The following is a 12237-nucleotide window of genomic DNA, read 5'->3' as shown; positions in this document are numbered from 1 at the left end:
GAAATGGTCATGCCTGGTGACAACCTGAAGTTCGTTGTAGAGCTGATTGCTCCAATCGCGATGGACGATGGTTTGCGTTTCGCAATCCGTGAAGGTGGCCGTACCGTAGGTGCTGGCGTTGTATCTAAAATCATCGATTAATTGATACAGACTTCATAGGTCACTGACCTTTAGAAAAGGGAGCCGATTGGCTCCCTTTTTTCTTATTCGCGCTCTGTAAATGGCCTCGGCATCGTGGTACAAAATACGTTGTTCATCATAATAACGATAAAGCATGCAATTCAAAGCGCTCGGAACCCGTAAAATTCATCGTTGGTTAACCCTCTTATTTGGGATCCAATTGATTATCTGGAGTATCACCGGTGCGGTGATGGTGCTCTTGCAGTTGCCTTATATTCACGGTCATCATTTAAGTCAACCTGCCGATAAACCCATTACGCGTTTTGAGTTATTGGAGCGCATCCCACAACTAAGCGAACACTATCCCCAAGCCATTGAAGCCGCATTACTGTCGCGTTACGTGCAAGGCGAGTTCCAGTATCTCTTTCGCGTGCGCACCGAGCAAACGCAGTTCTTAGTGAACCCAAATGATTTTAGCCGCAGTGATCTGGGGGAAGACGATATTATTGCCTTAGCTGAGCGCTACTATGCGGGCAGAGGTGACCCTGTAATCACACAGTTGACCCTATTCACCGATGCGCACGAATTACCCGGTGAGGTGGCGTCTAGGCACGCGCCTGTATGGCAGGTCGAATTCGCCGATGCGCGCCGTACCACATTTTATCTTGCGAAAGATACCGGTGACCTTATCACTCAACGTCATCAAGCATGGCGCTTGTTCGATGTGATGTGGATGTTACACATTATGGACTACAAGGACCGTAGCAATATTAGTTCATGGTGGATACTGGCGTTCGCAGGTATTACCTTCGTTATTGCTTTAACCGGTTTATGGTTACTCAGTTACCGTTACATTGCGCGTGGGTGGAGGCGACTATGGCGCGCATAAATCCTTTAGACAAAGAGAAATTCGAAGAGGCGCAAGCGCAAGCACGCAAACGCCCTTCGGTGTTTAGTTTTTCTGGGCTTACGCGGCTACATCGTTTGGCTGGGCTCATATTGATCCTGCAATTACTGATCTGGACCGTTACTGGCATTTATTTTAGTTGGATGGGGCGTGAGGCGCTCAATGCGGAGCAGTATTTACATCGCGTGCCTCCGGCTCAGTTATCTATCTCCGAGCCTTATATTATTCCGATGCGACAGCTTCATCATTTGGGCGATGTGTATGAAATAAACGTGCGCATGCGCGACGACCTACCACAATTTCAAGTGACTTATGCGTCTCAGCGCGATACGCGCTATGAAGATGGGCGTCTGGGAGCTGATGGACTATATCAAGCCTGGTTTGATGGTGGCACTGGACAGCGTTGGAACACAGGTGCGGTTCAGGCGCAACGGATTGCGGTAAACTCTTATTTAGGCAGTGGCATGTTTAATGGTATTTACGACGTGCGACTTAGTCGGGACCTTCCCCAATGGGCGGGACCGGGCTTTCGCATTGAGTTTGCTGATCGGTTGAAAACACGTATTTACGTGGATCAGCAAAGCGGCGATTTAGTGGCCCATCGTAACCGCTGGTCACCGGTTACTGAGTGGATGTACAAGCTGCATTTTATGGATTATAGCGGGCAGCGTAACTTTAATAATCTCCTGATCATCAGTGCCGCAGTTTTTTCAGTGTGGTTTTGTATCACGGGCATATTGATGCTGATACGCATATGGCGACAGGGCGGGTTTGTTGCACGCCCGGGTTTAAAGTACAATGCTTCGCTGTTTGAACGATTGAAGTCGCGCCTGCTCGGTGTGTCGAAAAAGAATTAAAGGAGCGCTGCATGGCGTCTGCAAAGAATAATTACGGGGACCCTGCAAACCCCGAGAAACGCGGTTGGTTTACTCGTTTCCTAGATACGGTTGAGTGGTTGGGTAACTTGTTACCGCATCCGGTGTCACTGTTTGCGATCTTTTGTGTGCTCGTAATTGTTGCCAGTGGGATTGCCGGATACTTTGGGGTGAGCGTGGCGGATCCACGCCCAGCAACCTACGGTGAAGACATTGTCGTCAACAGTTTGTTGAGCGCGGAAGGCCTGCGTTGGATTGTATCGAATCTGGTGACCAACTTTACCAGCTTCCCGCCGTTAGGGGTGGTGCTTGTGGCCATTCTTGGGGTAGGTATTGCCGAGCGCTCCGGTATGCTTGAAGCCATGATGCGCGGAATGGTGATGAACGCATCGCCACGCATGGTGACAGTGACCATTGTTTTTGCTGGGGTGGTCTCCAATACCGCATCGGAATTGGGTTACGTGGTTCTTGTACCTTTGGCAGCGCTTATCTTCCATTCCCTAGGCCGACACCCATTAGCCGGTCTTGCCGCAGCATTTGCCGGGGTTTCAGCGGGCTATAGCGCGAACCTCTTTATCGGTACCGTGGATCCATTACTCTCGGGTTTCACAACCTCGGCGGCTCAATTGATTGATCCAACCTACGAAGTAGGGCCGGAGATGAACTGGTATTTCATGTTTATCAGTACATTTTTGATTGCGGTTTTGGGTTGGTTGGTCACGGAAAAGATCGTTGAACCAAAGCTCGGGAAATATAACCCAGATGACATGGATCCTGACGCCGATCTCGACGCCAATGTAAGCATGGATAAGCTCAAGCCCGAAGAGCGCAAAGGCTTGATCGCGGCTGGATTTACCTTCTTAGCGTTACTGATTCTTCTAGCGATCACCGTGGTGCCAGAGTGGGGTGTACTGCGTAATCCTGAAACAGGTGAAGTGGCAGGTTCTCCATTCTTGCGCGGCATTGTTGTATTTATCTTCATTACCTTTGCCATTCCGGGATTCGTGTATGGCTATGTGGTGCGCACCATGCGCTCCGACCGTGATGTGATCAATGCTATGGCTGCCAGTATGAGTTCTATGGGCTTGTATATGGTGCTGGTGTTCTTCGCCGCTCAATTTGTCGCATTCTTTGGTTGGACCAATTTTGGCACTGTTTTGGCAGTCAATGGTGCAAATCTGTTGCAGTCCATCAACCTAACTGGGCCAATGGTATTTGTGTTCTTTATTCTGATGTGTGCCTTTGTTAATTTGATGCTCGGTTCTGCATCAGCCCAGTGGGCGGTGACTGCACCAATTTTCGTGCCTATGCTCATGATCATTGGTTATGCCCCGGAATTAGTACAAGCGGCCTATCGGATTGGTGATTCGGTCACCAATATTATTACACCGATGATGAGTTACTTCGGCTTGATACTGGCCGTTGCCGCGCGTTATAAGAAGGATATTGGGATAGGTACCCTAATTGCAATTATGCTGCCTTACAGTATGATTTTCTTCGTGGGTTGGGTGATACTATTCTACGTTTGGGTGTTTGCTCTTGGTATGCCAGTAGGCCCGGGCGCAGCAACCTATTATTCGTTTGAAGCAGCCCCATAAGTAACAAGGCCAAGCGATGACAAGACCGATATTTCAGCGTCGTGGAATAACAGGAGTGGCTTTATGGGCCACTCCTCTATTGTTGTGTCTGGCGTTGGTCATGAAGTCACCTTTATGGGCAGCAACCGATAGCGACAATGAATCTGATGAAACGTCGGCTCAAGATGTGGTGATTGCAGCCTACGAGTTCCCACCCTATTACTCGTCGCGCATGTCCGAGCACTTCCTTGGTGAGATCGTTTATCTGCTGAACAATATGCAGAGTGAATTTAACTTTGTAATCCGTGAGATTCGTCCGCAAGAACGTTATCAAGCCATTAGCGCAGACGGCTGTTGTGACCTCATTATGTTCGAGTCACCGACATGGGGATGGCCTGAAAGCGGTGAATACGAAATTTCGCCGCCGATTATGCATGGTAGTGAACGCATGTATTCATTACAAAGTGAAAGCTGGGAGCCGGGACCTGAAGATCGCATCGCTGGCGTAGTTGGATATCACTACGGTATCACGAATAACACCATGAACAATGTTGATGTGGCGCATTTGATGCCGATTTACCGCACGGATAGTCAGTCGACAGTGCTGACGATGGTGCGCAACCACCGGGTTAAATTTGGCTTGCTCTCCGATGAGTACGTTCGTTGGCTCGAAGTGAATCAACCGGAGCGGGTGGTTGGCATTATTCCTGCCCCAGAAGCGGATAGTGTTTATACAACGAATATTATCTTGGGACCAGCAAGCCCCGTAGATATGGACACCCTAATGGTTCACATATTGCGCTTGGGTCAGTCGACTTATGCGGCAACCTTATTAGAAGCCTATGGATTACGTTTGGTGACTGCGGAAGAAGGTGGGGCCTGTGTCGCTTATCAACACGTGATGGCTAATTTCGAGTGTACGCCGAAAAAAGAAGACATAAAGCCACGATCGCTTCGCAAACACCAATGAATCCTTTAGGTGTAGACTGATAAGCCCAATCGTTGGGCAAATTGAGTAATCATTTCTACCGCGCGTGATGGGTTTCCAAAGCGGTTCAATGGCGGACTCCAAGCGGCAATCACGCCGTAATCGGGTACCACTGCAACAATACCGCCACCGACACCACTTTTTGCGGGTAACCCCACGGTAAAGGCAAACTCCCCAGACTGATCGTACATGCCGCTAGTTGATAGCAAGGCATTGATGCGATGTGCGGAGCGCGCATCACAAATGCGCTCACCAGTACCTGGTTGCACACCACGATTAGCGAGAAAACCTAAACTGCGTGCGAGATCGACACAGCTCATGGCCACTGAGCATTGGAAAAAATAATGGTCGAGCACTTCAGGTACTTCCGATTCGATATTTCCGAAACTCTTCATCAAATAAGCAAGGGCGGCATTGCGATTGCCATGCTCTTTCTCAGATTCCCACACCCGATGGTCTGCATGAATCGCTGAATTACTAGCAAGATGGCGAACGTATTGAACAAACGCCGACTTAGACGCGGAATAGTGGCTGACCAATACATCGGATACAACAATAGCGCCGGCGTTAATAAAAGGATTGCGTGGGATGCCATGTTCCCACTCAAGCTGAACTATGGAGTTAAAAGCCTGTCCGGAAGGCTCCATGCGTACCCGTTCCCAAAGAATGTCATCCATGCGCTGCATGGCCATGGCGAGACCAAATACTTTAGAAATACTTTGTATCGAGAATGGAATGTCGGCGTCACCGGCAGTATGCACACTGCCATCCAATTCAATGACCGCGAGCCCAACGTAGTCTGGGTTTACCTCTGCTAGCGCGGGGATGTAATCGGCCACCTGCCCGCCAAGCGCGGTTTTCCGCGCTTGTTCAACGAGCTCTTCTACCAGTGAGCTACAGTTTTTGGGCTGTTTTGGGGTACCTTCCACACGCGCTCCGTTAGGTGCTTAATAGGGGCTTTAAGAATTGGGCAGTGTGCGATGTTGTTGACTCGCAAATGGCCTCTGGTGTACCGGCGACTAAAATTTCGCCACCGCCGCTGCCGCCTTCGGGCCCAAGATCAATAATCCAATCCGCCGTCTTAATCACGTCTAAGTTATGTTCAATGATCACGATGGTATTGCCATGGTCGCGCAAGCGATGGAGAACTGCAAGCAACTGTTGGATATCATGAAAATGCAAACCTGTGGTGGGCTCATCCAGAATATACAATGTTTGACCAGTATCGCGCTTAGACAACTCACGGGCTAATTTCACCCGTTGGGCTTCACCCCCCGATAGAGTAGTAGCCGATTGACCTAAACGGATATACGACAAGCCAACATCCATCAGTGTTTGTAATTTACGGGCAATTGCCGGAACCGCATCGAAAAACTCACGGGCATCTTCGACAGTCATATCCAACACTTCATGAATCGTTTTGCCCTTGTAGAGAATTTCTAAGGTTTCTCGATTGTAGCGTTTGCCCTTACAGATATCACAAGGCACATACACATCCGGAAGGAAGTGCATTTCTACTTTGATCATGCCGTCGCCTTGGCAGGCCTCACAGCGACCACCTTTCACATTGAAGCTAAAGCGACCTGGTTTATAGCCCCGTGAGCGTGATTCCGGCACACCGCTAAAAAGCTCGCGAATGGGTGTAAAGATACCCGTGTAGGTGGCTGGGTTTGAACGTGGTGTGCGACCAATAGGGCTTTGGTCGATATCCACCACCTTATCCAAATGCTGCAAACCATTGATTGATGCATGGGGTGCTACCGTGCCTGTGGTTGCACCATTCAACTCACGATGGGCCAACGGAAATAAGGTGTCGTTGATCAGCGTCGACTTTCCAGACCCAGATACACCGGTAACGCAGGTCATCAGCCCCAATGGAATTTTTACATCGACGTGCTTTAGGTTGTTGCCGTGGGCTCCGAACAGTTCTAACCAATCTTTGCCAGGCTTGTGCCGCTTTTGGGGGATATCGATAGCTTTGCGACCACTTAGGTAATCACCGGTGAGTGAACGCTCACTGTCGATAATGTCCTGATAGCTACCCTGGGAAACGATCTCACCCCCATGAACACCAGCTCCGGGGCCGATATCAATAATATAATCCGCGGCACGAATGGCATCTTCATCATGCTCTACCACTAATACACTGTTGCCGAGATCACGCAAGTGACACAGCGTGGTGAGCAAACGCTCGTTATCCCGCTGGTGCAAACCAATCGACGGCTCATCAAGCACATACATCACGCCTACGAGACCAGCACCAATTTGGCTGGCTAAGCGAATCCGTTGGGCCTCGCCGCCGGACAAGGTTTCCGCACTGCGCGAGAGATTCAGATAGTTAAGTCCTACATTTACCAAGAAGCGCAGACGGTCGTTAATTTCTTTCAGAATCTTTTCGGCGATTTGGGCACGCTGGCCGGTGAGCTGAATTTCAGTAAAGAACGTAAGCGCATCGCCAATGGCAAGCTCGGTAATATGCGGCAGGGTAGTATCGTTTACAAACACGTTGCGCGCTTCTTCACGCAACCGAGCGCCCCCACAACTGCGGCAAGGCTTAGTGGCGAGGTACTTGGATAAATCATCGCGCACGGCATTGGAGTCGGTTTCCCGATAGCGCCGTTGCATATTCGGAATAATGCCTTCGAACGGATGCTTACGAACCACGCTATCGCCGCGGTCGTTCATGTAAGTAAACTTCACTTCTGTATTGCCGGAACCGTGTAATACAAGGTTTTGTACGTCGCTGGGCAGATCTTGATAAGGGGTATTTAAATCAAACTCAAACTGTTTGGAGAGCGACCGCAGCATTTGATAGTAATAGAAATTGCGCTTATCCCAACCGCGGATCGCACCACCAGTGAGACTTAACTCGGGGTTCCCCACCACTTTCTCGGGATCAAAATATTGTTCAACGCCTAAGCCATCGCAGCTCGGGCATGCGCCGGCTGGATTGTTAAAGGAAAAGAGTCGCGGCTCTAATTCGGGCATGCTGTAGCCACAATGTGGGCAAGCAAAGTTGGCGGAAAACAATATGGGCTTGATATTGTCGGCATCGTCCATGCCCACAATCATTGCCGTACCACCAGACAATTCAAGAGCCGTTTCAAAAGATTCTGCTAAGCGTTGCTCTAAACCAGGGCGTACTTTGAGACGATCCACCACGACTTCGATATCGTGTTTTTTGTGCAGTTCGAGGGTAGGTGGATCACTTAGATCACAGACATTACCATCCACGCGGGCACGCAAAAAACCTTGAGTGGCTAAATTCTCCAGAGTTTTTTGATGTTCCCCTTTGCGACCTTTTACCACTGGCGCTAATAACATCACTTTGCTGCCTTCCGGCATCGCCAATACTTGATCCACCATTTGGCTGACAGTTTGTGCTGCCAGCGCTACATGATGCTCTGGGCAGCGTGGCTCGCCAATACGAGCAAACATCAGACGTAGGTAATCGTATATCTCGGTGATGGTGCCTACGGTCGAACGAGGATTATGAGACGTCGACTTTTGTTCGATGGAAATCGCTGGCGACAAGCCCTCGATGGAATCTACATCGGGCTTTTCCATCAGGCTTAAAAACTGACGGGCATAGGCAGATAACGACTCCACATAGCGTCGTTGGCCTTCGGCATACAGGGTATCAAATGCGAGTGAGGATTTTCCGGAACCCGATAAGCCAGTGATCACGACGAGCTTGTCGCGTGGGATCTCCAGATTAATATTCTTCAGGTTGTGGGTGCGAGCACCCCGTACTTCAATCTTGTCCATAATATCCTTGGTGTTAGCGCATCTTGGATGTGTACCTGCCGCAGGAAAAACGCAGAAAGAATGCGATCGCAGCCGAACAGTAATCCACCATTATCGCACAAAGCGTACCTGTTCTTGAAGCCGCAAAGCGCTTTCAGGCTGACGAGTCCCTATGGAATCTGATAAACTCGCCGCTCTTAGTACCTAACGCACTGCGTTGGCACTGAGCCAGGCAGCTGCCCCGGCGATAATCAGCGCGGAAGCACCTACACAACGCACTGCGTTGGCGTATAGCGAGATAGCTGTTTCCGATTAATTCGTTACTGAAACTTTTATTGGAACCCATGAATCAATCTGGACTGAATCGCACCGAGAAAAAAGCGGCCATTGCGTTAGCCTCTGTGTTTGGTTTACGTATGCTAGGGCTGTTTTTGATCATGCCTGTGATGGCGATTTATGGTCAGGTGTATCCAGATTACACGCCATTTTTGGTGGGTGTCGCCATTGGGGCGTACGGACTCACCCAAGCATTCTTGCAAATTCCAATGGGTTGGCTCTCTGATCGTATTGGTCGCCGTCCGGTCATTTTTGCAGGTCTCTTTGTGTTTGCCCTCGGCAGTGTTGTGGCCGCCATGGCAGAAACCATGCACGGCGTGATTATCGGTCGAGTGATGCAAGGGGCCGGAGCGATTGCTGGCGCAGTGCTCGCTTTGGCCGCAGATTCCGCGCGAGAAGATCAGCGCCCGAAGGTTATGGCGGTGATCGGCATGGGTATCGGTTTATCCTTTGTGTTAGCTTTGATCATTGCGCCCATTCTTGGGGAGCAAATCGGTATGTCCGGTTTGTTCTGGTTCACCGCAGTGTTGGCACTCGGCGGCATGGTGATGCTCTGGAAAGTCATGCCAGCGACCCATCAGAAAGTGCCTAGTCGCGATGTGCTGCCAGTACCCAAAGAGTTAGGACGTTTGCTCCGTGATAGCCAACTAGGACGCTTAAACTTTGGCGTGTTCGTTTTGCACCTTGTCCTTACGGCGTGGTTTGTCACTTTACCATTACAAATGGTGGAAGCGGGGCTCGCGCCGCAACATCACAGCTGGCTCTATTTACCCACGCTGATTTTGTCGTTTGCGGTGATGGTTCCCATGATGATTGTGCTCGTGCGGCGACAGCAACAAGTGCTCGGCATGCGTCTTGCGATGACGCTCCTTGTGGTCGCTTTGTCAGTTATTGCGTTATTTAGCGATCAACTCTGGACAATTGTGCTTTCTGTGTGGATATTCTTCATAGGCTTTAATTATCTAGAAGCAAGCTTTCCAGCATTGCTTACCCAGCATGCACCGGCAGGAAGTAAAGGTAGTGCCAGTGGTTTGTTTACCACCTGTCAGTTTGCGGGCGCCTTTATTGGCGGTGCTGCTGGTGGCTATTTTTACCAGCAGGGCGGCACACTTGCGGTTATGCTTTTCGCCATTGCGCTGTTAGTATTGTGGATACTTGCCAGTGCTGGGCTTCGTCAAGTTGCGGCAACAACGCGGATGAATTTGTCGATCGCCGGTGTGCCTGTGGAACATACAGAAGCACTCGCTGCCGCTCTAATCGAACAACCGGGTATAGAAGAAGCCATCGTGCTACCTGAAGAAGGCACAACCTATTTAAAAATTAAGCGTGATCAATATGACGCGGCGGCAATTCAAGCATTAATTGCACGCTATCAGAACTAAAACAGGAGAATGGAATGGCCAGTCGTGGAGTGAACAAAGTAATTTTGATCGGTAACTTGGGCGCAGACCCAGAAGTGCGCTACACGCAGAATAGTGTGGCCATCGCAAACCTCAATCTTGCCACCAGTGAAACTTGGAAAGATAAGCAAACCGGCGAGCAAAAAGAGCTTACTGAATGGCATCGCGTGGTGTGTTATCGCCGCCTCGCAGAAATTGCTGGTGAATATTTAAAGAAAGGCTCGAAAGTGTATATCGAAGGCCGCTTACAAACCCGCAAATGGCAGGATCAAAGTGGCACCGATCGTTACACGACAGAAATCGTGGCAAACGAAATGCAAATGCTCGATAGTCGCGGTGGTAGTGGCGACTACAGTGGCCAATCGCAAGGTGGTTATCAGCAAAACCAAGGTGGCGGTAAGCCACAAGGTGGTGGTGCACCTCAGCAAGGTGGTGGTCAAAGCCAACCTCAGCAACGCCCGGCCGCGCCACAGCCAGCGCCGTTGGATAACGATTTTGATGATGATATTCCATTCTAGAGCACACCTGAGACTTATTTTGTAAAATATATTTATATAGCCCCGCACGTGCGGGGCTTTTTTATATCCGCTAGAGAAGCGAAATACATGCTAAAACCATGAAATACGATGAAAAGAAACTGGTAGGCAAGCGTAGATACGCTACCCTTATATCTATATGCAAAAGGTAGGAACGACTTCAAGCTTTTGCATAGCCTACCAACCTCACTAACACACAGGAGTGTTCGATGTCTGATTCTGCCGTTCATCTCGACGAAGTACTTCACCAAGCCTGTTATATCAATGGGAAATGGCGCAGTAGCGCGTCTGGAGATATGCTCGATGTCAGCAATCCTGCGAACGGTGAACGGGTAGGGCGAGTACCTGCGCTCACGGCACTGGAAACCGCAGAAGCGATTCAAGCGGCCCATGATGCATTTAAACGCTGGCGAAAGACCAGCGCCAAAGAACGGGCCGACATTTTAAAAGCGTGGTACCAAGAAATCATGGACCATGCGGATGTGCTCGCAGAACTCATGTGTGTAGAGATGGGTAAGCCCGTTGCTGAAGCCAAAGGCGAGGTTCAATACGCCGCAAGCTTTATTGAGTGGTATGCCGAAGAAGCGCGGCGGATGTACGGCGACACCATTCCTGGACTGGATCCGTCAAACCGGGTGGTGGTCACCCGGGAACCCGTCGGTGTGTGTGTGGCCATTACACCGTGGAATTTCCCCGCAGCTATGATTACCCGCAAGGTTGCCCCGGCTCTCGCTGCGGGCTGCACTATGGTGGTGCGGCCTGCGTCAGAAAGCCCATTTTCAGCCCTTGCATTGGCCGCATTAGGGGAGAAAGCAGGCATACCCGCGGGTGTTTTTAATGTGGTGACGGGGGAGTCGAAAGTGATTGGTCCGGTATTTACCGACAGCCCGCTCGTGCGCAAGCTGAGTTTTACCGGTTCTACTGCAGTGGGCTCGCACTTGATGGCGGCGTCGGCCCCTACGGTAAAACGAGTATCACTAGAGTTAGGCGGCAATGCGCCATTTATTGTATTTGATGATGCCGATATTGATGCAGCCGTTGCGGGCGCCGTTGCTTGTAAATTCCGCAACGCCGGACAAACCTGTGTGTGCGCTAATCGTATTTATGTGCAAGCAGGCGTTTACGATGAGTTTCTTGCTAAATTCACTGAAAAAGTAAAATCCTTAAAAGTCGGTGACGGGCGGGATGCCGGTGTTGACATCGGCCCGCTGATCAACCAAGCCGCGGTCGATAAAGTAGCCCGCCATATTGATGATGCGAAAGCCCAAGGGGGCCGCTTACTGTTAGGTGGGCAAGGCCACAAGCTGGGTGGATTATGGTTTGAACCCACCGTAATCGCCGATTGCACGCAATCAATGCTGTGCGCCCGAGAAGAGACCTTCGGGCCCATGGCGCCGGTGTTTAAATTCGGCAAAGACGATGAGGCCATCGCCTGGGCTAATGATACCGAGTTTGGGCTGGCGTCGTACTTTTATGCTCGAGATATTTATCGTATTCAGCGCGTTGCCGAAGCGCTTGAAGCTGGCATGGTGGGGATCAATACAGGGATTGTGTCGAACGCTACGGCCCCTTTTGGTGGCGTAAAATCATCAGGGATTGGTCGCGAAGGTTCACACCAAGGGCTCGATGAATACACCGAGTGGAAGTATCTGAGTTATGGCGGGTTTGCTGACCCTAATGACTAGTTACGGCGTGACTTAAAATGCAGCACGCGGAGACGCATCACGCGTTCTCCGCGACCTTCTCTACCG

10 protein-coding genes are annotated in these 12237 nt (G+C 50.3%); 8 read left to right on the top strand and 2 right to left on the bottom strand.

Going from position 1 to position 12237, the window contains the following annotated elements:
• The 5 genes from FM042_RS06590 to FM042_RS06570 all read left to right on the top strand — a co-directional run.
• Nucleotides 1-141 (top strand): EF-Tu C-terminal domain-related protein (locus tag FM042_RS06590; protein WP_456298076.1); only part of this gene is annotated, 141 nt, incomplete at its 5' end.
• 133 nt (nt 142-274) lie between these two features.
• On the top strand, nt 275-1009 hold the full coding sequence (locus tag FM042_RS06585; RefSeq protein WP_143235536.1) for a PepSY domain-containing protein: 735 nt from the start codon (nt 275-277) through the stop codon (nt 1007-1009).
• The gene (locus tag FM042_RS06580) at nt 997-1884 is read left to right on the top strand and encodes a PepSY domain-containing protein (protein WP_185960718.1); all 888 of its coding nucleotides are present in this window, start codon (nt 997-999) and stop codon (nt 1882-1884) included. Before FM042_RS06585 ends, FM042_RS06580 begins: the two co-directional genes overlap by 13 nt.
• Before the next feature lie 11 nt (nt 1885-1895).
• The gene (locus FM042_RS06575) at nt 1896-3500 is read left to right on the top strand and encodes an AbgT family transporter (protein WP_143235531.1); all 1605 of its coding nucleotides are present in this window, start codon (nt 1896-1898) and stop codon (nt 3498-3500) included.
• Nucleotides 3501-3600: 100 nt separating this feature from the next.
• The gene (locus FM042_RS06570) at nt 3601-4449 is read left to right on the top strand and encodes a hypothetical protein (RefSeq protein ID WP_143235529.1); all 849 of its coding nucleotides are present in this window, start codon (nt 3601-3603) and stop codon (nt 4447-4449) included.
• 5 nt (nt 4450-4454) lie between these two features.
• Here the strand turns inward: FM042_RS06570 and FM042_RS06565 are convergent, their stop codons facing one another.
• Nucleotides 4455-5396 carry a glutaminase gene (locus tag FM042_RS06565; protein WP_143235527.1) on the bottom strand — a complete coding sequence of 314 codons (942 nt, stop codon included), beginning with the start codon at nt 5394-5396 and terminating at the stop codon, nt 4455-4457.
• A gap of 10 nt (nt 5397-5406) precedes the next feature.
• The gene (gene uvrA, locus FM042_RS06560) at nt 5407-8235 is read right to left on the bottom strand and encodes an excinuclease ABC subunit UvrA (protein ID WP_143235525.1); all 2829 of its coding nucleotides are present in this window, start codon (nt 8233-8235) and stop codon (nt 5407-5409) included.
• 323 nt (nt 8236-8558) lie between these two features.
• Here uvrA and FM042_RS06555 point away from each other — a divergent pair, with 323 nt between their 5' ends.
• From FM042_RS06555 to FM042_RS06545, 3 genes are all read left to right on the top strand, one after another.
• On the top strand, nt 8559-9932 hold the full coding sequence (locus FM042_RS06555) for an MFS transporter (RefSeq protein WP_143235523.1): 1374 nt from the start codon (nt 8559-8561) through the stop codon (nt 9930-9932).
• Nucleotides 9933-9946: 14 nt separating this feature from the next.
• Nucleotides 9947-10468, top strand: a complete 522-nt coding sequence (gene ssb / locus FM042_RS06550; RefSeq protein WP_143235521.1) for a single-stranded DNA-binding protein — start codon at nt 9947-9949, stop codon at nt 10466-10468.
• Between the two features lie 227 nt (nt 10469-10695).
• On the top strand, nt 10696-12171 hold the full coding sequence (locus FM042_RS06545; RefSeq protein ID WP_143235519.1) for an NAD-dependent succinate-semialdehyde dehydrogenase: 1476 nt from the start codon (nt 10696-10698) through the stop codon (nt 12169-12171).
• Nucleotides 12172-12237 lie beyond the last annotated feature (66 nt).

The sequence above is a fragment of the Aliidiomarina halalkaliphila genome (assembly GCF_007096385.1).
Lineage (GTDB): Bacteria > Pseudomonadota > Gammaproteobacteria > Enterobacterales > Alteromonadaceae > Aliidiomarina > Aliidiomarina halalkaliphila.
Note: the sequence above shows the minus strand (reverse complement) of the source record. Positions and strands in the feature narration are given on the sequence as shown.